Annotated in this window: 19 protein-coding genes; 9 read left to right on the forward strand and 10 right to left on the reverse strand. The window is 73.8% G+C overall.

The annotated features are described in order from the left end of the window. Positions 1–244 precede the first annotated feature (244 nt). Entirely contained in the window at positions 245–1,618 is a 1,374-nt protein-coding gene (locus tag ACIBCA_RS00310; protein ID WP_396280500.1) for a rhodanese-like domain-containing protein, read from the reverse strand. 240 nt (positions 1,619–1,858) lie between these two features. Here ACIBCA_RS00310 and ACIBCA_RS00315 point away from each other — a divergent pair, with 240 nt between their 5' ends. Both ACIBCA_RS00315 and ACIBCA_RS00320 read left to right on the forward strand, forming a co-directional pair. Then, a complete protein-coding gene (locus ACIBCA_RS00315) occupies positions 1,859–2,602 on the forward strand; it encodes a sulfite exporter TauE/SafE family protein (protein ID WP_396280501.1) in 744 nt (247 codons plus the stop codon). A 38-nt stretch (positions 2,603–2,640) separates the two neighbouring features. Next, positions 2,641–3,216 (forward strand): rhodanese-like domain-containing protein, encoded by a 576-nt coding sequence (locus ACIBCA_RS00320; protein WP_396280502.1) that lies wholly within the window; start codon positions 2,641–2,643, stop codon positions 3,214–3,216. 298 nt (positions 3,217–3,514) lie between these two features. On the opposite strand, the gene ACIBCA_RS00325 is transcribed toward ACIBCA_RS00320, so the two are convergent. Further along, positions 3,515–4,714: an MFS transporter gene (locus tag ACIBCA_RS00325; protein WP_396280503.1), complete on the reverse strand. Its 1,200-nt coding sequence runs from the start codon at positions 4,712–4,714 to the stop codon at positions 3,515–3,517. A 99-nt stretch (positions 4,715–4,813) separates the two neighbouring features. On the opposite strand from ACIBCA_RS00325, the gene ACIBCA_RS00330 reads away from it, so the two are divergent. Both ACIBCA_RS00330 and ACIBCA_RS00335 read left to right on the forward strand, forming a co-directional pair. After that, positions 4,814–5,572, forward strand: coding sequence for an AraC family transcriptional regulator (locus ACIBCA_RS00330; RefSeq protein ID WP_396281210.1), 759 nt, complete (start codon positions 4,814–4,816; stop codon positions 5,570–5,572). 119 nt (positions 5,573–5,691) lie between these two features. Continuing rightward, positions 5,692–6,435 (forward strand): SOS response-associated peptidase, encoded by a 744-nt coding sequence (locus ACIBCA_RS00335; protein ID WP_396280504.1) that lies wholly within the window; start codon positions 5,692–5,694, stop codon positions 6,433–6,435. A 63-nt stretch (positions 6,436–6,498) separates the two neighbouring features. Here ACIBCA_RS00335 and ACIBCA_RS00340 read toward each other — a convergent pair whose 3' ends face one another. The 4 genes from ACIBCA_RS00340 to ACIBCA_RS00355 all read right to left on the reverse strand — a co-directional run bounded on the left by ACIBCA_RS00340 (position 6,499) and on the right by ACIBCA_RS00355 (position 10,408). Beyond that, entirely contained in the window at positions 6,499–7,020 is a 522-nt protein-coding gene (locus ACIBCA_RS00340; protein ID WP_396280505.1) for a hypothetical protein, read from the reverse strand. 230 nt (positions 7,021–7,250) lie between these two features. Next, a complete protein-coding gene (locus ACIBCA_RS00345; RefSeq protein WP_396280506.1) occupies positions 7,251–8,531 on the reverse strand; it encodes a styrene monooxygenase/indole monooxygenase family protein in 1,281 nt (426 codons plus the stop codon). A gap of 199 nt (positions 8,532–8,730) precedes the next feature. Next, the gene (locus ACIBCA_RS00350; protein WP_396280507.1) at positions 8,731–9,381 is read right to left on the reverse strand and encodes a pyridoxamine 5'-phosphate oxidase family protein; all 651 of its coding nucleotides are present in this window, start codon (positions 9,379–9,381) and stop codon (positions 8,731–8,733) included. A 187-nt stretch (positions 9,382–9,568) separates the two neighbouring features. After that, positions 9,569–10,408, reverse strand: a complete 840-nt coding sequence (locus ACIBCA_RS00355; RefSeq protein WP_396280508.1) for a helix-turn-helix domain-containing protein — start codon at positions 10,406–10,408, stop codon at positions 9,569–9,571. A 235-nt stretch (positions 10,409–10,643) separates the two neighbouring features. On the opposite strand from ACIBCA_RS00355, the gene ACIBCA_RS00360 reads away from it, so the two are divergent. The 3 genes from ACIBCA_RS00360 to ACIBCA_RS00370 all read left to right on the forward strand — a co-directional run bounded on the left by ACIBCA_RS00360 (position 10,644) and on the right by ACIBCA_RS00370 (position 13,487). Further along, on the forward strand, positions 10,644–10,928 hold the full coding sequence (locus tag ACIBCA_RS00360; protein ID WP_396280509.1) for a hypothetical protein: 285 nt from the start codon (positions 10,644–10,646) through the stop codon (positions 10,926–10,928). A 232-nt stretch (positions 10,929–11,160) separates the two neighbouring features. Then, a complete protein-coding gene (locus ACIBCA_RS00365; RefSeq protein ID WP_396280510.1) occupies positions 11,161–11,994 on the forward strand; it encodes a slipin family protein in 834 nt (277 codons plus the stop codon). 128 nt (positions 11,995–12,122) lie between these two features. Beyond that, positions 12,123–13,487, forward strand: a complete 1,365-nt coding sequence (locus tag ACIBCA_RS00370) for an FAD-dependent oxidoreductase (RefSeq protein WP_396280511.1) — start codon at positions 12,123–12,125, stop codon at positions 13,485–13,487. Between the two features lie 63 nt (positions 13,488–13,550). Here ACIBCA_RS00370 and ACIBCA_RS00375 read toward each other — a convergent pair whose 3' ends face one another. Beyond that, entirely contained in the window at positions 13,551–14,168 is a 618-nt protein-coding gene (locus ACIBCA_RS00375; protein WP_396280512.1) for a TetR/AcrR family transcriptional regulator, read from the reverse strand. 311 nt (positions 14,169–14,479) lie between these two features. Between ACIBCA_RS00375 and ACIBCA_RS00380 the strand changes: the two genes are divergently transcribed. Then, positions 14,480–14,704: a hypothetical protein gene (locus tag ACIBCA_RS00380; protein WP_396280513.1), complete on the forward strand. Its 225-nt coding sequence runs from the start codon at positions 14,480–14,482 to the stop codon at positions 14,702–14,704. On the opposite strand, the gene ACIBCA_RS00385 is transcribed toward ACIBCA_RS00380, so the two are convergent. Both ACIBCA_RS00385 and ACIBCA_RS00390 read right to left on the reverse strand, forming a co-directional pair. Beyond that, positions 14,682–15,941, reverse strand: a complete 1,260-nt coding sequence (locus ACIBCA_RS00385; protein ID WP_396280514.1) for an APC family permease — start codon at positions 15,939–15,941, stop codon at positions 14,682–14,684. The genes ACIBCA_RS00380 and ACIBCA_RS00385 overlap by 23 nt on opposite strands. 55 nt (positions 15,942–15,996) lie before the next feature. Beyond that, positions 15,997–16,596, reverse strand: a complete 600-nt coding sequence (locus ACIBCA_RS00390) for a TetR/AcrR family transcriptional regulator (RefSeq protein WP_396280515.1) — start codon at positions 16,594–16,596, stop codon at positions 15,997–15,999. A 93-nt stretch (positions 16,597–16,689) separates the two neighbouring features. On the opposite strand from ACIBCA_RS00390, the gene ACIBCA_RS00395 reads away from it, so the two are divergent. Then, entirely contained in the window at positions 16,690–17,175 is a 486-nt protein-coding gene (locus ACIBCA_RS00395) for an FBP domain-containing protein (RefSeq protein WP_396280516.1), read from the forward strand. A gap of 67 nt (positions 17,176–17,242) precedes the next feature. Here the strand turns inward: ACIBCA_RS00395 and ACIBCA_RS00400 are convergent, their stop codons facing one another. Further along, on the reverse strand, positions 17,243–20,599 hold the full coding sequence (locus ACIBCA_RS00400; protein ID WP_396280517.1) for an SdrD B-like domain-containing protein: 3,357 nt from the start codon (positions 20,597–20,599) through the stop codon (positions 17,243–17,245). Positions 20,600–20,689 lie beyond the last annotated feature (90 nt).

The following is a 20,689-nucleotide window of genomic DNA, read 5'->3' on the forward strand; positions in this document are numbered from 1 at the left end:
GGGGGGGGGCCCGGGGGGGGTTGCCCCGGCGGGGCCCGGGGGGGGGGCGGGGGCGGCCCCCCCCCGCCCCCCCCCCCCCCCCCCGCCCCCCCGGGGGGGGCCGGGCGGGCCGGGGGGGCGGGGGGGCGCCCCCCCCCGGGGGGGGGGGCCGCCGCCGGGTTGGCTTCCCGGGGGCGAGTGGCGGGGAAGCCCTCAGGAACTCCTCCCCGGGCCCGGGCCCGGGCCCGGGTCCGGGCGGGTCCGGTCACACCGTCGGGGCGGCCTCCCAGGCGCCGTAACCGCCGATGAGGTCGTAGACGTGCTGGTGGCCCTGGTGGCGCAGCAGGCTGGCGGCGATGGAGGACCGGCTGCCGCCGGCGCAGTGCAGGACGACGCGCCGGTCGGTGGGCAGTTCGCCGTGGCGGGCGAGGAGTTCGGCGAGCGGGAGGTGCAGCGAGCCGGGGATGGCACCGGACTCGCGCTCGGCGGCGCCGCGGACGTCGACGACCAGCGGGGGCTGCCGGCCGGCGAGTTCGGCGCGCAGGGTGTGCACGGTGAGCCGGGCGCCTCGGCGCATCAGTTCGGGGTGGGTGACGAACAGGGCCTCGGGGTCGGCGAGGTGGCCGGTGGCGCGGTCGAAGCCGATCCGGGCCAGGCGTGTGACGAGTTCCGCACCGCGCCCCTCCGGGGCGATCACCAGCAGCTCGCTCTCCGGCGCGAGGATGGTGCCGGACTGTTCGGCGAAGCGGCCGTCGGCGGGGACGTTGAGCGAGCCGACGAGGTGTCCGGCGGCGAAGGCCGCCGGGTCGCGGCCGTCCACCACCAGGGCTCCCTCGGCGTGACGCGCCAGGAAGTCGTCGGCGGTCAGGGCGCGGACGTCGGCGGGGTCGAAGAGGTCGCGCTCGCGCCGGTTGAGGTCGGCGTCGTAGCCGAAGTAGCCGGGCGCGGAGGGCTGGCCTGCGGTGACCAGGGCGACGAAGGCCCGCTCGTCCATCGGGGCGCAGGCGTAGTTGGTGGCGCGCTCGCGGCCGATGGTGGAGCGGCGGTCGGTGGAGAGGTTCTTGCCGCAGGCGGAGCCGGCGCCGTGGGCGGGGAAGACCAGGGTCTCGTCGGGCAGGGCCATCAGCTTGCGGTGGACGCTGTCGTACAGCATGGCGCCGAGCTCCTCGGCGGTGACGCCGACGGAGGCGAGCAGGTCGGGGCGGCCGACGTCGCCGATGAACAGCGCGTCCCCGGTGAGGACGCCGTACGGGACGGCGTCGTCGGGCTGCTCGTAGACCACCACGCTGATCGACTCGGGGGTGTGGCCGGGGGTCTCCATGATCCGGAGGGTGACGTCGCCGAGCTCGATGCGCTCGCCGTCCGCGAGCTCGCGGATCGGGTACTCGGTCTCGGCGCGGCGGCCGTAGCCGATCCAGGCGCCGGTGCGGGCGGCGAGTTCGAGGTGGCCGGCGAGGAAGTCGGCGTGGAAGTGGGTGTTGATCACGCCGACGACGGTCAGGCCGTGCGCCTGGGCATCGGCGAGGTACTCGTCCACATCCCGCCGCGGGTCGACGATCACGGCCTGGCCGCTGGTCTCGTCGGCGATCAGGTAGGACGCCTGGGAGAGGCAGTCGAGGTAGTACTGGCTGAAGATCACGGGGGTTTCTCCTGGTTGAGGCCTGAAGAGTCGGGGTCGGGCGGGACGGCCGTGCACATACGGGTGGGGGTATCTGCGAACGACTTCGATAATACCCCCGGGGGTACTATGGTGGTCGTTGCAGGGGGGATCCGCCATTGAGCCGGACGTCATCATCCGGCCGCTTCGCACCACCGGAGAGACGCCCGTGCACCCGCTACCGCCACCCGCTTCCCGCTGCCCGAATCCTGGGCATCTCATATGACGGCGCTGATCCTGGCCCTGATCGCCGGGGCCGTGGTCGGCCTCGCGCTCGGCGGGCTCGGTGGCGGCGGCAGCATGCTCGCCGTCCCCGCGCTCGTCTACCTGCTCGGGTTCACCCCCGCGACGGCCACCACCGCGAGCCTGGTGATCGTCGGCGCGACCTCGCTGACGGGCCTGCTCGCCCACGCCCGGGCGGGCCGGGTCCGCTGGCGCACCGGCGCGCTGTTCGCCGCCGCCGGGCTGCCCGCTGCGGCGGCGGCCGGGGCGCTGTCGGTGCATCTGCCGGGGGCACTGCTGACCGGTGCGTTCGCCGTCCTGGCGGCGCTCGCGGCCTGGCGGATGCTGGCGCCGTCCGCTCCGAAGGAACGCGGCGCCGCGCGGACCGGGCGGGCGAGCGCCGCGGGCGCCGGGCTCGGCGCCGTCACCGGGCTGCTCGGGGTCGGCGGCGGCTTCCTCGCCGTGCCCGCGCTGGTCTCCGTGCTCGCGTTCACCATGGCCGAGGCGGTCGGCACCAGCCTGCTGGTGATCTCCGCCAACTCCTTCGCCGCCCTGCTCCCCCGCCTCGGCGCCACCGGCGCGATCGACTGGGCGGTGGCCGCGCCCTTCACCGGCGCCGCGATCCTCGGCGCCTGGGACGGCAAGCGGCTCGCCGACCGTCTCAAGGGCCGCACCCTCCAACGGGCTTTCGCCGTTGCCCTGTTGGGCGTCGCCGCACTGATGCTCGGCACCACTCTCCTCTAGCCTCTCCCTGTCCGCCGTCCAGAAAGGCATCCACTCCCATGACCACGCCGCTGACCGTCGAACAGCTCCACCCCCGCCTCGATCAGCTCACCCTCATCGACGTCCGCTCCCCCGGCGAGTACGCCGCCGGGCACATCCCCGGCGCCCTGAACATCCCCCTCGACCAGCTCGACCGCGCCCTACCCGCCCTCCTCCGCGCCGCCGAGCACGGCGAGATCGCCGTCGTCTGCGCCTCCGGCAACCGCTCCGGCACCGCCTGCGGCCGGCTCGAGGCCGCCGGCATCACCACCTTCGACCTCACCGGCGGCACCACCGCCTGGTCCGGCTCCGGCCGCCCGCTGAACCGCCCGGCCGGCGGGCGCCCGGTGTGGGCGATGGACCGCCAGGTGCGGATGACGGCCGGCTCGCTGGTCCTCCTCGGCCTCCTCGCCGACCTCGCCCGCCCGGGCGCCCGCTGGCTCTCCGCCGCGATCGGCACGGGCCTGGTCCTCTCGGCCGTCACCAACTCCTGCGCGATGGCCAAGGTCCTGAACCTCCTCCCCTACAACCGCCCCCGCCCCGGCGCCCCCACCCTCGACGCCACCCTCGCCACCCTCCCGGGCGCGGCCCGCTGAGCCACTGACCGCCTGCCCCGGGCCCAGCATCGGGCGGGGCCCGGGGCAGGCGGTCGTGAGACCTCACCGCCGGTTGCCGCTCCCTGGCCGGCGCGGACGGTCCGCGCCTCGAGTTCCTGCTCGCGGCACCGGTACGCGACGAGCGCTTCGTCGCGCTGCTGACGATGACCGCCCTCCACCACGCCGATCACCGGCTGATCAGCCTCCCGCATCTGCACGGCCCCGGCCTGGAGCTCTGCCCGCTTCCCGACGGCCCGGTCGACCCGAGGCGGCCGTCCGTCGTCCGAACCGCCCGAGCTCACCTCACCGTCGGTGCGGTCTCGACGATCGTCCCCTGATCGCCCGGACCGCCCTGATCGCCCCGACCGCCTCCGGCCGCGGGGGCCGCCGGCTCCCGGAGCCCCCGGAACAGCAGCCAGCTGAGCACGGGCATGGCCACCAGCGGCAGCAGCGCCGTGCGCAGCGAGGTCGCGTCCGCCAGGGCGCCGATCGCCGGGCTCGCCAGACCGCCGATGGAGACGGTCAGCCCGAGGGTGACGCCGCTCGCCGTGCCGATCCGCGAGGGCAGGTAGTCCTGCCCCAGCGTGACCTGCAGCGAGAACGGCACGTACAGGCCCGCCGAGGTCAGCGCCACGAACAGGTACACCGCCGGGCCCGGCACCAGCAGCAGCCCCGCCACGGACGCCGCCGCGACCAGGTACGACCGGCGGGCCGCCGCGACCCGCCCCCAGCGGTCGGCCAGCGCGCCGCCCAGCACCGAGCCCACCGCGCCGCCCGCGTACAGCACCACCAGCGCCGCCGTACCGGCCGAGGAGGAGTCACCGCCGCCCAGGCGCTGGGTGACGAACAGGGCGAGGAACGTGCTCAGCCCGGTGAACGCGATGGAGCGGAACACCACGGCCAGCGACAGCCGGACGAACGCACGCACGTCGTCCGGCCCCGCCGACGCCCCGGCGCCCGCGCCCGCCGCGCCCGGCCCGCCCAGCGAGCGCAGCACCGGCAGGCAGATCAGGGCCCCGGCGAGGGCCGGCAGCACCAGCAGCGGCGTCCCCCGCAGGCCCCCGCCCACCGCGACCACGGCCGCGACCAGCAGCGGCGCCGCCGCGAAGCCCAGGTTGCCGCCCAGCGAGAACCAGGCCATCCCCCGGTGCCCGCCGCCCGCGACCGCCCGCGCCACCCGCGCCGACTCCGGGTGGTAGGCGGCCACCCCGATCCCGGACAGCGCCACGCAGGCGAGCGTGAGCCCGTACGAGTCGCCGACCCCGCTCAGCGCCATGCCGACGCCGGACAGCAGGGTGCTTGCGGGCAGCAGCCAGGGCAGCGGCCGCCGGTCGGTCACCGCGCCGAACAGCGGCTGGGCGACGGAGGAGAGCAGCGAGGCGGCCAGGACCACCCCCGACACGGCGGCGTAGCCGTAGCCGCGCTCGGCGACCAGGAAGGGGACGAGGGCGGCGACGGCGCCCTGGTAGACGTCGACGCAGGCGTGGCCCACGGACATCAGCGGAATCAGCTGACGGGTTTCTCGTGTCTGTCGTATCTGCACGCCGCCATGCTCGGGGCCGCGCCGGGTGTCGGGCTTCCGATAATCTGCCTGGTGATGCCGATGAACCGCCACCCGGCCGTCCGCCACGAGCCCGTCGCCCCGACCCGCGCCCAGCGGCTCGCGCCCGGAACGGGAATCGACGCCCACCGGCACGAGGACCACCAGATCGCCTACGCCGCGCGGGGCGTGCTCGCCATCACCACCGACGCCGGTTCCTGGGTCGCGCCGGGCAACCGCGCCATCTGGGTCCCGGCCGGGACGGTCCACGCCCACCAGGCGCACGGCACCCTCGAGTTGCACCTCGTCGGGCTGCCCGCCACCGAGAACCCGCTCGGCCTCGACCGGCCGACCGTCCTCGCCGTGGGCCCGCTGCTGCGGGAGCTGATCGTCGCCTACACCCGCGCGCCCGAGGACGACTCCCCCGAGCGCGCCCGGCTGCGCGCGGTGCTCCTCGACCAGCTGCGGGCCTCCCCGCAGCAGCCCCTCCACCTGCCGACGCCCGCGGCCCCGCTGCTCCGCTCCGTCTGCACCCTGCTGCACGCCGACCCGGCGGACCATCGCACCCTCGCCGAACTCGGCCGCGCGGTCGGGGCCGGCGAGCGCACGCTGTCGCGGCTGTTCCGCGCCGACCTCGGGATGACGTTCCCGCAGTGGCGCACCCAGCTGCGGCTGCACCACGCGCTGGTCCTGCTGGCCGAGGGCGAGCCGGTGACCGTCGTCGCCCACCGCTGCGGCTGGGCCTCGGCCAGCGCGTTCATCGACGTCTTCCGCCGCACCTTCGGCCACACGCCCGGGAACCGCTCGCAGCGCTGACGATCGCGCCGCGCGAGCGCAGCAGCACCAGCACCAGCACCACCGCCACGAGCGGCACTCCGGCCGCGCGCGGCCCGGAAACCACTCCCGTTGTCGGTGGCAGGTGGCAGGCTGGGGGCATGTGCGGCCGCTTCGTCTCCACGACCACGCCCCAGGACCTCGTCTCGCTGCTCGGTGAGCTGCGATGGGACGCGGCCGAGACCCTCGCGCCCAGCTGGAACGTGGCGCCCACCGACCCGGTGCCCGCCGTGCTGGAGCGCGTCGACCCGTCGACCGGTGAGCTGCTGCGCCGGCTGCGGCCGCTGCGCTGGGGGCTGGTCCCGTCCTGGTCGAAGGACCGCTCCGGCGCCGCCCGGATGATCAACGCCCGCTCGGAGACGGTCGACACCAAGCCCGCCTTCCGCCGGGCCTTCACCGCCCGGCGCTGCGTCGTCCCGGCGGACGGCTACTTCGAGTGGCGCGAGGTCCCCGCCGAGGCGGGCCGCAAGAAGTACAAGCAGCCCTACTTCCTCAGCGCCGACGGCCTCCTCCTGATGGCCGGCCTCTACGAGTTCTGGCGCGACGCGACCCTCCCCGAGGACGACCCGCTGGCCTGGCTCGCCACCACCACGATCATCACCACGGACGCCACCGACAGCGCTGGCCGCGTCCACGACCGCATGCCGCTGACCATCGCCCCCGACGACCTCGGCGACTGGCTCTCCCCCGCCCACACCGACCCGGCCGAGCTGCGCCACCTGCTGCGCCGCCCGGCCGGCGGGGACCTCCGGGTGCGGGCCGTCTCACCGGCCGTCAACAGCGTCCGCAACAACGGCCCGGAGCTGCTCGAGGACGCCCCGGACCCTCTGGGCCTGGCCGACTGAGCCGGCCGGGCCCAGGGGGCCGGGCGGCTACCGGCGCCTGACCACCGGCCCCCGACCACCGGCTCAGCGCTGCCGGATGGTGGCGAAGCCGCAGACCGGATTGCAGAGGGTGACGATCCCGCTGTAGCGGTGGGTGGTGCGGCCGTGGGTGACGCTGTGGACCGTCAGGTTCTCGCGCAGCGTCGGCTGGTGGCAGCGCGGGCAGGCGGCCCCGACGGGCTTGCCCCAGGGTCGCTTCGGGTCCAGCTTGGTGAAGGCCACCCCCATGAAGACCACCATCAGGCCGGCCGTACCGAAGCCGATGTAGCGCCAGACCTCGCTCGAGGACTCCCGGCGGTCGATCATCTCCGAGTACGAGTAGCTGCCTCCGCCGCTCCTGGAGATGATCCGGCAGACGTTCTGGTGGGTCATCGTCTTGCCGTCGCAGGTCGGCGGGGTGTCCGGGTCCGGGCGTCCGATCACCAGGGCGAGGAAGAGGCCGACCGCGGCGATCACCCCCAGCACGACGATCGTGGTGACGCGGCTGCGTCCGCTGTTGCGGTGGTCGCGCTGCTTGACCGCCAGGTCGATCACGGTCTGGGTCATGTTCCCGCTGCTGTTCGTCACGCATTCCCCCGAAGTTCGGTCGTCCGGGCCCGAATGCTCCCATCCGTCAAGAAAGTTGACAAGAACTCAACACCCACACGAACCAATCGTCCCCGAAGCGATCGTTCACGGGACGATGCTTCGCAGGACGATCGTCCACAGGACCCTAGTTCGCGGGACCATGGTTCGCGGGACGATCGCTCGCGGCACGACTCACCGAACGGCACGACTCAGCGAGCGGCGGCCCCCGCCGAGGCCAGGTACTCCGCCGCCCCCTGCTGGTCGAGGAACCACTCCCCGAGGTCGGTCGGATCGTCGAAGGCGTTGGCGAAGCGGTCGGCCACGGCCGGGAGCCGGCCGCCTGCGCCGAGGATCTCCAGGACGTGCGGGGGCGGCGGCGCGAGCATCGCGTTGGTCCAGGCGGTGGACGGGCCGGCGGCGGTGACCCAGTACCGGTCGAAGGAGGCCTGCATGAAGTCCCGGTCGAAGGGCTTCTCCCCGTGGGCGAGGATCGCCGCCAGGTAGACGGCCGCGCACTTGGCCGCGTTGTTGGACCCCTGGCCGGTGATCGGGTCGTTGGTGACGACCACATCGGCCACGCCCAACACCGCTCCCCCGCCCGGCAGTTCGCCGACCGGGCGGCGCACCACCGGGGTGAGGCGCCCGGCCAGGGTGGCACCGGCGTCGACGAGCTCGACACCGGCCCGGGTGCGCTCGTACTCCCACGGGACGTACGTACGCATCAGCTCCAGTGTCACCCGCAGGTGTTCGGACGGGTCCCGCAGCCCGTCGAAGGCGTCCGCGGGGCCGCCGGGCAGGGCCTCCCAGAGCAGGATGTCGCACCTGCCCTCGGCGGTCAGCCCCGGGAGGACGAAGAGTTCCCCGATGCCGGGCACCAGGTTGCAGTTCGCGGCCCGCTCCTCCCGCCCGGCGCGCCGGCCGAGCCCGTGCACGTAGGACGCCGCCAGCGCGCGCTGCGGCCGGTCGTACGGACAGCGCTCCTCGTCGCGTTCGAACAGCGACCCGAGCCCGCCCTTGCCGGTGGCGACGAGCACCAGGTCGTACGAGCCCGCCAGGTGCGCCACGTCCCCGGCGCCGACCGGCTGGACGAGGACGCGGCCGCCCCGGTCGGAGAAGGTCTCCAGCCAGGCGGGCATCTTCAGGCGCTGGTCGACGGACTGCGCGGGGCTGCGCAGCCGCCCCAGCCAGTCGATCGCCGGGTCGCCCGATGCACCCGACGCCCCGCTCGGCCCCGGCGGCCCCGGCGGCCCGGCGACGGACACGCCGAGGCCGGTGATCTGCGGCGCCTCCTCCGACCAGAAGTCCAGCCCGAGAGCGCGTTCGGTGCGCATCGCGGTGGCGAACATGCACTGGGTGGAGAGCACCCTGCCCCTGCGCACGGCCTCCGGCGAACGGTCGGTCATCACGGTCACGTCGTACCCGTGATGCTGGAGCCCGAGGGCCAGTTGGAGACCGGCCTGCCCGGCACCGACGATCAGAATCCTGCGCATCGTCCCGCTTTCCTGGTTGTCCGCCCCGGTTCTCCGAGGCGGGCCCGCCATGCCAGTGGACTGGATACCAGCCCGAACAGGCCGCGTCCACGGGTACGCCCTCTCTCGCGGCGCGCGCCGACGCCTCCGCGCCGGTGCCCTCCCCGGACGCGCCGCCCTGCCCCGTCGGCGCGGTCGGGAGGAGGGACGGCCGGGCGGCTCAGCCGGTGACCAGGCGCCGCCCGCTGATCTCCTCGGGCCGCACCCGCACCCAGCGCGGGCGGTCGCCGCCCGCCCAGGGGGCGGCGCCGGGCAGGGCGGACAGCAGCTCCAGCTCCTCCGGGTCGTCCACGTAGTGGGCCGATCCGAGGGCGAGGACGCTCCAGCCGCGCCCCAGGTGTTCGTCGATGCGGTCCACCTGGAAGGACAGGGTCGCTCCCTCGGCCGGCGCCGTGGCGTGCCGGTCGCCGGTGCGGTAGGCGAAACTCCCGCCCTCCACCACGTAGTTGACGGGGAAGACCACCGGCCCGGGTTGCACCGGCAGTGCGACCCGGCCGATCCCGTGCGTGCCGACCAGTTCCCAGCACTCGGGTTCGGTGAGGTCGAGCAGGCGCGGGCGCGGGCCGGCGGCGGCCTGCCCGGGCGGGGCCTCCTCGCTGCCGTGGACCAGTTCGTCGCGGCTCAGGCCGAGGGCGGCCGCGATCCGCAGGAAGCCGCCGGGGTCGAACTCGGGCCCGGCCTGGCGGAGGTGCTCGAGGTAGCGCGGGGCCATGGCCGCCCGGCGGGCCAAGGCCTCGTCGCCCAGGCCGAGTTGACGGCAGCGGTCGCCGATGCGGCGGGCCACGTCAGCGGGGTCGGGGGTGTCGTTCACGGTGGCGGCTCCTCGCCTTGCCGGGGCGCCCGAAGGTCGCGGGCGGACGGCGACCGGGCCGCTCCCCATCCAAGCGCCCGGCCCACCGCAAGTCGAGGACTGCACGGGCGCCGTGGCGTGTCGGGGTCGACCGGTGGCCCGAGGGCGCGCGCTTAATCCGCGTGCACGACCGCCGAAGGCCGCCGGCTCAGGCACCCGCCGGTGCGAGGGTGCGCGCCAGCCGGTGCAGGGCGCGCTCGGAGTCGGAGTCGGGCTCCGCCGTGTAGACCGGGATCAGCAGGTCCGGGTAGTCCGCGAGGTTCAACACCGACACCGACAGCCGCAGCGGCCCGCCCACCCCGGGGCAGAGCAGCTGCAGCGTGGCGTGGCGCTCCTCCTGCACCACGTGTTCGCTCCACAGGCGGCTGAACTCCGCGCTGTGCTCCCGCAGTTCGGCGATCTCCCGGGCGAGCGCCGCGTCGCGCGGCCGCTTGCCGACCTCACTGCGCAGCAGCCCGACGGTCTCGCGCGCCTTGCTGTCCCAGTCGACGTAGAGCCGCCGCACGCGCGGGTCGGTGAACACCAGCCGGCCGATAGTGCGCTGCTCGGGGCTCAGCCGCCCGAAGTCGAGGAAGACGGCGGTCGCGAGCCGGTTCCAGGCGAGGATCGCGCCGCCGGCGCCGACCACGTAGGCGGGGGTGAGGGCCATCGAGTCCAGCACCGACTGCAGGCCCGGCCACCGCTCCTGCGGAAGGCCCGTGTCCTCGGTGCCGGAGGGCCGCGCGAGGCTGCGCAGGTAGCGGCGCTCCCCCGCGCTGAGCCGCAGGGCGTCCGAGACCGCGTCGAGGACGCTGTCGGAGACGCAGGAGGCCCGTCCGCGCTCCAGCCGGGTGTAGTGCTCCACACTCATCGCCGCGAGGCCCGCGACCTCCTCCCGGCGAAGGCCCCTGACCTTGCGGACGCCGTGCACGGGGAGCCCGACCTCCTCGGGGCGCAGCCTGGCGCGCCGGGACATCAGGAAGTCGCGGAGGGTTTCGACTTGATCCATGCCTTCGATTGTTTCCGTACCGTCAACCAGGGTCCATACCTCCCGAGAAGGACCACCCGTCATCTCCAGGTCAGATCCTGACCTGTCTGACACTCCGTCATCAGGATGATGCTCGTTGCGCCGCTCCAGCCGGCGGCGACCAGGGCGGCGGCGCGCCCCTGGTCCCGTACCACCGCGCCCAACACCGTTCGCTCTCAAGCCCGTTGATCCCATCACTTCGGAAAGGGGCCGCTCCATGGCCATCAGCACCACCACCCCCGGCCGCGGCAGGCGGCGCGCGGCCGTGGCCCTCGCCGGTCTGGTCGCGTTCACGGGCCTCGGCCTCGCGACGGCGACCACCGCCTCGGCGCAGGTCTCGGCGCCCGACTCCTCCGCGCCCAACTCCTCGGCGCCCAACTCCTCGGCGCCCGGCGGTTCGGCGCAGCTGCTCGAGACGAAGTGCTACATCTGGCTCCAGGTCAACGGGGCCTGGAAGCGGTACCAGGTCAGGTGCGCCCCGGTCCCGCCGCTGGCCGCCTGAACCGCCACCGAAGCCCCGTCGGCGGCCCGTACCCCTGGACGGGCCGTCGGCGGTTTCACCCGCGTCACCCGCCCGTCGCCCGGCCCCTCGCGCCCGCGTGAACGGCCCGTGCAAAAGCCCTGTCCCACCGGCCCGCCCGCGCGCATACTGTGCTGCGCGGCTCGCCGCCCGCGCGACAGGACCATTCCGGTTCCGGCGGGGCTGCGCCGCGTACGGGGGAGGCCGAACGACCATGGCAGCGCTCGTGATCGTCGTCGTGCTGGTGCTGTTCCTGCTGTCCACCGGGGTGAGGGTGGTGCAGCAGTACGAGCGCGGCGTGGTGTTCCGGCTCGGCCGGGTGCGCGGGCGGGTCCGCGAGCCGGGGCTCACCCTGCTGGTGCCGGTGATCGACAGGATGCGCAAGGTGAACGTCCAGGTCGTCACCATGCCGGTGCCGGCGCAGGAGGGCATCACCAAGGACAACGTCTCGGTGAGCGTCGACGCGGTGCTCTACTTCCGGGTCAACGACCCGATCCGGGCCACCGTGGACGTGCAGAACTACAGCTTCGCGATGCTGCAGGTCGCCCAGACCTCGCTGCGCTCGATCATCGGCAAGAGCGAGCTGGACGACCTGCTCTCCGGGCGGGAGAACCTCCACCAGGGCCTGGAGGTGATGCTGGAGAGCCCGGCCACCGGCTGGGGCGTGCACATCGACCGGGTGGAGATCAAGGACGTCAGCCTGCCGGACTCGATGAAGCGCTCGATGGCCCGTCAGGCCGAGGCCGACCGGGAGCGCCGGGCCCGGATCATCACCGCGGACGGCGAGTTCCAGGCCGCCGCGAAGCTCGCCGAGGCGGCGACGAAGATGTCCGAGACCCCGGCGGCGATGCAACTGCGCCTGCTCCAGACGGTGGTGGAGGTGGCGGCGGAGAAGAACTCGACGCTGGTGCTGCCCTTCCCGGTGGAGCTGCTGCGCTTCTTCGAGGCCGCGACCACCCGCGTCACGAACGGCGCCACCGGCGCCACCGGCGCCACCGAGAACACCTCGGACCACACCACCGGGGACACCGCCGACCCCCGTCCGTAAAGCCCCCACCCCATAGGCCCTCTCTATGGCCCCATAGACCGGTGCCCCCTACACCCCCGCCCGTCCTCCGGGTTTGCTGCGCAGGTATAGTCCATTACCCGTTGCGCCAGCCCGGAGGACGTTTCACCATGCACCGCCCGATCAGGGTCGCGATCGTCGGAGCCGGCCCCGCCGGCATCTACGCCGCCGACGCCCTGCTGAAGTCCGACGCCGCCCAGAACCCCGGGGTCTCGATCGACCTCTTCGAGCGGATGCCCGCGCCCTTCGGCCTGATCCGCTACGGCGTCGCGCCCGACCACCCCCGGATCAAGGGCATCGTGACGGCCCTGCACCAGGTGATCGACAAGCCCCAGGTCCGTCTCTTCGGCAACGTCGACTACCCGGCCGACCTCGCCCTGGACGACCTGAACCGCTTCTACGACGCCGTGGTGTTCTCCACCGGCGCGATGGCCGACCGCGCCATGGGCATCCCCGGCATCGAGCTGGACGGCTCCTACGGCGCCGCCGACTTCGTCTCCTGGTACGACGGCCACCCGGACGTGCCGCGCACCTGGCCGCTGGAGGCCGAGAAGGTCGCCGTCCTCGGCGTCGGCAACGTCGCCCTGGACGTCGCCCGCGTGCTCGCCAAGACCGCCGACGAGCTGCTGCCCACCGAGATCCCGCCGAACGTGTACGAGGGCCTCAAGGCCAACCGCGCCGTCGAGGTGCACGTCTTCGGCCGCCGCGGCCCCGCACAGGCCAAGTTCAGCCCGATGGAGCTGCGCGAGCTGGACCACTCGCCGAACATCGAGGTCATCGTCGACCCCGAGGACATCGAGTACGACGACGGCTCGATCGCCGAGCGCCGCGCGGTCAAGCACGTCGACCTGGTCGCCTCGACCATCGAGAAGTGGGCGATCCGCGACGTCGGCGACCGCCCTCACCGCGTCCACCTGCACTTCTTCGAGTCCCCCACCGAGGTGCTGGGCCAGGACGGCAAGGTCGTGGGCCTGCGCACCGAGCGCACCGAGCTCGACGGCACGGGCAACGTGCGCGGCACCGGCCGCTTCACCGACTGGGACGTGCAGTCCGTCTACCGGGCGGTCGGCTACTACTCGGACGAGCTGCCGAAGCTCCCCTTCGACCCGGCCTCCGGCACCGTCCCGCACGAGGCCGGCCGCGTCCTGGACGGCGACGGCTCGCACCGCGCCGCCACGTACGTCACCGGCTGGATCAAGCGCGGCCCGGTCGGCCTGATCGGCCACACCAAGGGCGACGCCAACGAGACGGTCGCCTGCCTGCTCGACGACCACGCGCAGGGCCGCCTGCCCGGCGCCGTCGAGCCGGACCCGGCCGCCGTCGAGGAGCACCTGCGCGCCCAGGGCGTGCGGTTCACCACCTGGGACGGCTGGAAGCTGCTCGACGCCCACGAGCGCGCCCTCGGCGCGGCCGAGGACCGCGAGCGGGTCAAGGTCGTCGAGCGCGAGGACATGCTCCGCCACAGCGGCGCCTGACCAGCCCGGAGCACCACCGGGGCCCGGCTCCTTCCCGGAGCCGGGCCCCGACCGCGTCCGGGGTCAGGGCCGGACGACCGGCAGCAGCACCTCGTCCACGATGGCCTCCGGGTCGACGCCCTCGGTGTCCCCGCCGCACATCTTCATCCGGTACAGCATCAGCGCCGGCACCAGGTCCACGACCAGCGGCGTCACCGCGCCCGCCCGGACCTCACCGCGTGCCGCGCCGCGCTCCAGCACCTCGGCGACCATCGCGGTGGTCGGCTCCACGACCCGCTCCAGCACGATCTCCAGGAACACGTGCGCCCGCCGCTGGTCCAGCTCGCCCATGATCGCGCGCACGGCGGCGCCCACCTCGCTGACCATCGCGGCGCGCAGCCTCTCCACCACCTCCAGCAGGTCGTCGCGCAGCGCCCCAGTGTCGGGCGCCGGCCCGGCGGGCGGCAGGCTGGCGCGCAGCGCGTCCCGGACCAGTTCCTCCTTGCTGGACCAGCGGCGGTACAGCGCCGCCTTTCCGGTCTGCGCGGCGGAGGCGACGCCCTCCATGGTCATCCGCGCGTACCCGTCGGTGGTGAGCTGCCGCAGGACCGCCTCGTAGATGGCGCTCTCCAGCGCCTCACCGCGCCTCCGCAGCGGAGGCCCGGCCGCCGGTCCGCACACGGTGCCGGTCTCTGCGGTCATGCTGCGCACCTTCCTCGGCCCCCGCCCCGCTCTCCGGAGGCGTTCTCGCTGTCACTGACATCCTCCCACCCCTGGTGGGAGCGGGTTCCGGGCTCACACCGCCCTGCGCCGGTCGTGCGCCGGGGTGACGACGCCTCCATGCTCCGGCGCTCGCACCCGCCCGCCGTACCGCCCTACCCGAGCATCGCCTGGTGGTGGACCGTCCAGCCCGCGGGTTCCGTCACCATCCCACCGGGTCCGGCCGGGTGGCCGCGTGGGGCGGGGCGGGTTTGCATGGAGTGGCCCCGCCCCAGCGATCCGGAGGTCGAGCCGTGTACGAGATGTGGGCCGAGCACGACCCGGCGGTGTCCCCGCCGGCCGTGGTGTGGCACGTGGTGGCCAAGGACGACGCGTCCTCGTCCCTGTGCGGGCGGTTCCTGGAACCGTCCCAGCGGGTGATGCCGAGCCTGGAAACCCCGGCCGCCGGAACCCCCGACCGCTACTGCGATCCCTGCCTGCTCACCGTCCGTTCCGCTATCGCGGCGACCTCCCGCTGACGGCCCGCAGGCCGTACGCGCCCGCGCCGAGCGCGATCACCGCCGCGCCGGCCGCCACCGAGGCCACCGGCAGCGCGGCGGCCAGCACCGCGCAGCCGAGCAGCCCGACGACGGGCACCGCGAGGGGCGGGCGCCCCTCCTCCTTCGGCAGCGTCCAGGCGGAGGCGTTGGCGACGGCGTAGTACGTCAGCACGCCGAAGGAGGAGAAGCCGATCGCCCCGCGCAGGTCGGCCGTGGCCGCCACGAGGGCGACCACCGCGCCGATCGCGATCTCCGCGCGGCGCGGCACCCGGCTGCGCGGGTGGACGGCGGCGAGGCCGCGCGGCAGGTGACCGTCGCGGGCCATGGCGAGGGTGGTCCGGGAGACCCCGAGGATCAGCGCGAGCAGCGAGCCGAGTGCCGCCAGCGCCGCGCCGACCCGGACGACGGGCGCCAGCCACCCGGCCCCGGCCGCCCGTACGGCCTCGGCCAACGGCGCTGTGGCGGTGGCGAGTTGGGCTGGGCCGAGGACGCCCAGCACGGCGACGGCGACCAGCGCGTACACGGCGAGGGCGATGCCGAGGGCGATCGGGATCGCGCGCGGGATGGTGCGGGCCGGGTCGCGGACCTCCTCCCCGAGGGTGGCGATCCGGGCGTACCCGGCGAAGGCGAAGAACAGCAGCCCGGCCGCCCGCAGGACGCCCTGGGCGGTGGCGTCGCCGCCGAGGTCGAGCCGGGCGGTGTCGGCGGCGCCGGAGGTGAGGGCCGCGACGACGACGGCGGCGAGCACCGCCAGGACGACGGCGACGATCACCCGGGTCACCACCGCCGACTTCTGCACGCCTGCGCAGTTGACGGCGGTGAGCGCCACCACGGCGGCCACCGCCACGGCGTGCGCCTGGCCCGGCCAGACGTAGCCGCCGACGGTCAGCGCCATCGCCGCGCAGGAGGCGGTCTTGCCGACCACGAACCCCCACCCGGCCAGATGGCCCCAGAACGGCCCGAGCCGCTCGCGCCCGTACACGTACGTCCCGCCTGACTGCGGGTAGCGGGCGGCCAGGCGAGCCGAGGAGGTGGCGTTGCAGTACGCCACCACGGCGGCCAGGGCCAGCCCGAGCAGCAGCCCCGAGCCGGCGGCGCCGGCGGCGGGGGCGAGGGCGGCGAAGATCCCGGCGCCGATCATCGAGCCGAGCCCGATCACCACGGCGTCGAAGAGCCCCAGTCGGCGTTGCAGCCCTGGTTCCGCCGGTCGGCCCACGATTCACTCCCATGCCGTGTCGGTGCAGTCCGTACAGGTGACGGGGCACCGTACCTCAGTCGGGTGACGGGCCGGTGGCTCCGGTGGGCGGCGCGGGCCAGGCGCGCAGCAGGGCGTCGAGGCCGTCGATGATGCGCGCCCAGGAGTCGTCGGCGCTGCGCGCGGTGTGCGAGAAGCCGCCGGAGCCCTCCAGTGTGGCGTAGCCGTGGAAGGTGCTGCCGAGCAGGCGGACGGCGTCGGTCTCGTCGGGTTCGGCGAGGTGGTAGCCGCGCAGGAGGGCCCTGGTCATCTGCGCGTGCCGGACGCCCGCGCTGGCGAGGGCGGTCTCGGTGTCCAGCGGGAGCTGTGCGGCGGCGTAGCGGCCGGGGTGTTCGCGGGCGTAGCGGCGGTAGGCGTCGGCGAAGGCGGCCAGGGCGTCCCGTCCGGCGCGCCCGGCGAGGGCGTCGGCGACGCGGTCGGCGAGTTCCTCCAGGGCGAGCAGGGCGATCCTGGTCTTGAGGTCCTGCGAGTTCTTGACGTGCGAGTAGAGGCTCGCGTCCTTGACCCCGAAGCGGCGGGCGAGCGCCGAGACGGTCACCTTGTCGAAGCCGACCTCGTCGGCCAGTTCCGCGCCGGCCCGGACGAGACGTTCCGTGTTGAGTCCTGCGCGCGCCATGCCGTCCTTCGTCGCTCGTCACTCGGTGCCCGTTGGTCTCCTAGGGTAAATATACATTTGCCTAGGTCTCCTAGGTAATTTACGTTGCCTCCTATGAAGCCGTTGACCGAAAAAGAGATCCGCGCCGCCTTCGTGAACTGTTCCAAGGGAGAGGCGTCGCGGCTGAACGTCCCCCGTGACCTGCCCGAACTCCCCTGGGAGGACCTGGACTTCCTCGGATGGCGGGATCCCCAGGCCCCCGACCGCGCCTACTTCGCCGTCGAGCTCGACGGCCGCCTGGTCGCCGTGACGCTGCGCTCCACCGCCGCCGCCTCCTGGCAGGCCCGCCGCAGCATCTGCTCCCTCTGCGTCACCCCGCAGACCGGCAACGTCGCCCTGCTGGTCGCCCCGCGGGCGGGCCAGGCCGGCAAGCAGGGCAACTCGGTGGGCGCCTACATGTGCGCCGACCTGGCCTGCTCCCTGTACATCCGTGGCAGGAAGGACAACGGGACCCGCTTCCACGAGTCCCTGACCGAGGAGGAGAAGGTCGCGCGCCTGCTCGGCAACCTCGCGGAGTTCGTCGGCAAGGTGACCGCGTAGACGCGGCAGTGGCGCCGCTGGAGGCGGCGCCACTGGTGTTCCGTGTGTGCGGTTGTTCAGCCTCTCGTCAGCTGTGGCGTCCCGGTCGGCGGTAGGCCATCACGCAGAAGAGCAGACCGCCGAGGATCGCCAGCGCCCCGAAGGCCAGGAGCAGCGGGCCGTTGGTGCTGCTGCCGGTGTCCGGCAGCGCGGGGCTGCTCGATCCGGACGGGGTGCTCGGGCTGGTCGGCGGGGTCGTCGTGTGGCTCGGCGAGGTCGACGGGGACCCGCTCGGGCTGGGCGAGTTGCTCGGCGACGGCGAGGGGCTGGGGCTGGGGCTCGGCGAGGGCGAGGGGCTCGGGCTCGGGCTCGGCGACGGACTCGGACTCGGGCTCGGCGAGGGAGACGGGCTCGGCGACGGCGAGGGAGACGGCGACGGGCTCGGCGAGGGAGACGGCGACGGGCTCGGCGACGGCGAGGTGTTCGGCAGGATCACCCCCATGTCCAGGTCCAGGTACCGCTGCCCCCCGCTGAGCGTGACGCTCTGCGTGAGCCCGGTCCCCGGGTCCGCGTCCGAGTCCTTCGTCGGGTCCGTCCCGGCACCCCGCTTGGTGACGGTCGCCCCCTTCGGCAGCGTCGCCAGGTCGAACCGCACCTGGTAGGTCCCGTCCGGCAGGTTGTCGAACAGGTAGTGCCCGCTGGCGTCCGTCACCGTGGTGACCGGCTTGCCGTCCTTGTCGCGCACGGGCTGCCCGTTGCCGTCCAGCAGGTTGACGGTGACGCCGGCGATCCCGGTGTCGCCGGGCTTCTGGACGCCGGACTCGTCCTTGTCCCACCAGACGTAGTCGCCGAGCGCGTTGTTGGTCGGGGCCGTCTTCTTGACGGAGACGCCGACCTTCGGCGGCTCGGCCGGCAGCAGCTGGCGGCCGGAGTTGTCGGTGGCGGTGAAGGCGAAGCTGTTCCAGGCGTAGTCGCCCTCGGGCGCGTCGTAGGAGGCGACCATCGGCCAGGTCAGGGTGAAGGACTCACCCGGGGCCATGCTGCCGGGGCGGTGGATGCGGAACCAGGTGGCCGTGCCGGGGCCGGGGAAGGTGCTGCTCCAGACGGCGCCCGCGTTGCAGCCGGTGCGGTCGACGATCACCGTCTCGACGCAGGGGTTGGCGTCCGTGGTGTACTCGATGACCACGGTCGGGTCGCTGGCGGTGATCGGCTGGCTCAGCGAGGGCGCCCAGGCGCTGCCGCGCTGGGCGTCCTGGGTGAGGACGTAGTTGTCGCCCGGGGTGGGCAGCTTGTCGTAGGCGATGAACTGGGTGACCGGGTCCGGCGAGTCGTTGCGCACGGTCATGCGCCAGGAGGTCTGGCCGCCGGGGGTGGCGGTGCCGATGGTGACGTAGTCGGAGTCGAGGTCGCCCTTGACCTCCTTGTACGAGCGCAGCACGGCGGGCGCGTCGACCTGGATCTTGGACGAGGCGTGGCACATCAGCTCGCTGGTGTCGCCGTTGCCGTTGAGGTCGAGCACGTCCGGGGTGCTGCCGCTGTCGGAGCCGGAGAACATGCAGGAGACCGGGTGGGTGGGCTGGTCGACCGTGACGTAGATGTCGTTGGTCAGCTCACCGGCGCGGATGCTGCTGGCGACCTGGACGTCGAAGAGCATCCGGTAGGCCAGCTGGTCGTGCAGGTACGTCATGTCGGGAGCGCCGGCGGGCCACTCCATCCGGAGGATCTGGCGCCCGTCCGGGCCGGGCTTCACCGTGATCGAGGTGGGCGCCTTGGCGTCCGGGTAGTTCGGGTCCGGACGGGCGGAGCCGTCGATGTAGACGACGCCGGCCGGGAGCACGTCGTAGAGGACGAGCGGGCGCTCCAGGTCGCGGGCGCTGCGGTTGTACGGGATGACCTGGAAGGTGGCCTTGCCGCCGGGGGCGGAAAGCTCACCGGCGACGGTGGTCTTGGCGGCGCCGAGGTTGGTGGCCTGGGTGATGGTCGTGGAGGCGCAGGCGTTGGCGGAGGCGCTGTTGGAGCCGTCGCTGGCGGTGGTGTCCACGCAGTTGGTCAGCGGCACCGGGGCCGGACGGCCGTCGTGGCCGGGGGTGGCGACCTGGGTGACCAGCTGGACGGCGTTGCCGGGGCTCCAGCCGGTGGGGATGGGCCCGTTCCAGGTGAACCTCAGCCCGTCCAGCCAGCGCCCGGCGGGGATGCCCAGCTCGTCGTTGGACGGGTTGCCCGCGCCCTGGGCGAAGGTGACGCGGCGCGGGCCGGAGCCGTTGAAGGGGCTGGCGGGGGTGAAGGTCTGCCAGGTGGGGTCGCCGTTGAGGCGGTACTGCAGGGTGAGCTGGATGCTGGTCGGGTTCCAGGGCTCCAGCTGGATCGACTGCGGGTAGATCCAGTTGTAGACGCCGTCCGTGCTCCCGGCGCCGGGGTCCGTGATGGTCAGGCTGGTGGCCGGGCCGGCGGTGTTGGTGGCGGAGAGGCTGAACGAGTTGAGGTCGCCGTTGGTGGTGGTGTCGCGCCACACCTTGCTGGCGGTCACCACGACGCCGGTCGCCGGCGGGCGGAACTGCCCGGTGGTGGTGGAGGCGCTGTCGAGCTTGCGCTCGGCCTCGGTCAGCGGGGCGCCCAGCAGGTCGACGTGGTTGTCGGAGGTGGTGCCGTCCGGGAAGTCGGCCGCGGGGTAGTTGACGACCAGCGCGCCCGGGTTGCGGCAGCCGCCGCGCCCGTTGCCGGAGGTGAAGGCCCCGATGTCGAAGCCCCAGGTGTTGGGCCCGGGCGGGACCTGGGACCAGCCCGGCGAGCGGCTGGTGTCGACGACGGCGCCCGGCGGCAGGGTGTCGAGGAGGCGGCTGGTGTCGAGGTCGACGTTGGGCACGTTGTCGGTGGCGCAGGCGCTGAACTGGTAGGTGACGGTGCGTCCGTCACTGCTGGTGGTCTGGATGCCCTTGGTCACCGTGTACTGCGGCTGCACGGCCGCCTTGGTGTTGGCGCTGGAGGACTGGGTCGGCTCGTTGGTGGCCGACATGGTCGCCGAGTTGGTGGAGGCCGCGCCGTTGGGGGTGGAGAAGTTCGGGTACTTCATCGCCACCGTGATGGTGGCGGTGGTGCCCGGGCTGAGGCTCTTCAGCTTGATGTCCATCGAGCCGCCCATCGCCCCGGCGGCGGGCACGGTGGAGGCGGCTTCGTCCACGGTGGACGGGTCCGGGGTCCAGCCGAGGAACTGCATGTTCGGCGGGAGGGTGTCGAGGATGTTCCCGTTGGTGCACTCGGTGATCGAGCAGGTGTATTTCAGGGTGTAGGTGACGGTCTCTCCCGGAGAGGCGGTCGCCTTGTCCACGGATTTGGTGAAGGAGATGGCCGCCTGTGCCGGAGGTGCCAGCACGCTGCTGCTCAGCAGCGAGCCGGCCACCAGGGCCAGCACACCGGCGATCCTCCCGGTCCGGAATCGAAGTCGCATGGGCGAAGTCCACCCGACCGCACATGAGACATTTGTACGGCGCCAGCATGAATCGTCGAAATTCACCCTTATGGCGCAGTTTTGTCCGTG

It is taken from the genome of Kitasatospora sp. NPDC051170, from assembly GCF_044455705.1.
GTDB lineage: Bacteria > Actinomycetota > Actinomycetes > Streptomycetales > Streptomycetaceae > Kitasatospora.

Bases quoted from the DNA above. Each gene is read 5' to 3' on its own strand.
- ACIBCA_RS00340 (WP_396280505.1), bottom strand. From the start codon at position 7,020: ATGACCCAGACCGTGATCGACCTGGCGGTCAAGCAGCGCGACCACCGC.
- ACIBCA_RS00360 (WP_396280509.1), top strand. From the start codon at position 10,644: ATGGCCATCAGCACCACCACCCCCGGCCGCGGCAGGCGGCGCGCGGCC.
- ACIBCA_RS00375 (WP_396280512.1), bottom strand. From the start codon at position 14,168: ATGACCGCAGAGACCGGCACCGTGTGCGGACCGGCGGCCGGGCCTCCG.
- ACIBCA_RS00315 (WP_396280501.1), top strand. From the start codon at position 1,859: ATGACGGCGCTGATCCTGGCCCTGATCGCCGGGGCCGTGGTCGGCCTC.
- ACIBCA_RS00365 (WP_396280510.1), top strand. From the start codon at position 11,161: ATGGCAGCGCTCGTGATCGTCGTCGTGCTGGTGCTGTTCCTGCTGTCC.
- ACIBCA_RS00335 (WP_396280504.1), top strand. From the start codon at position 5,692: ATGTGCGGCCGCTTCGTCTCCACGACCACGCCCCAGGACCTCGTCTCG.
- ACIBCA_RS00325 (WP_396280503.1), bottom strand. From the start codon at position 4,714: ATGTCCGTGGGCCACGCCTGCGTCGACGTCTACCAGGGCGCCGTCGCC.
- ACIBCA_RS00330 (WP_396281210.1), top strand. From the start codon at position 4,814: ATGCCGATGAACCGCCACCCGGCCGTCCGCCACGAGCCCGTCGCCCCG.
- ACIBCA_RS00400 (WP_396280517.1), bottom strand. From the start codon at position 20,599: ATGCGACTTCGATTCCGGACCGGGAGGATCGCCGGTGTGCTGGCCCTG.
- ACIBCA_RS00395 (WP_396280516.1), top strand. From the start codon at position 16,690: ATGAAGCCGTTGACCGAAAAAGAGATCCGCGCCGCCTTCGTGAACTGT.
- ACIBCA_RS00345 (WP_396280506.1), bottom strand. From the start codon at position 8,531: ATGCGCAGGATTCTGATCGTCGGTGCCGGGCAGGCCGGTCTCCAACTG.
- ACIBCA_RS00390 (WP_396280515.1), bottom strand. From the start codon at position 16,596: ATGGCGCGCGCAGGACTCAACACGGAACGTCTCGTCCGGGCCGGCGCG.
- ACIBCA_RS00370 (WP_396280511.1), top strand. From the start codon at position 12,123: ATGCACCGCCCGATCAGGGTCGCGATCGTCGGAGCCGGCCCCGCCGGC.
- ACIBCA_RS00320 (WP_396280502.1), top strand. From the start codon at position 2,641: ATGACCACGCCGCTGACCGTCGAACAGCTCCACCCCCGCCTCGATCAG.
- ACIBCA_RS00355 (WP_396280508.1), bottom strand. From the start codon at position 10,408: ATGGATCAAGTCGAAACCCTCCGCGACTTCCTGATGTCCCGGCGCGCC.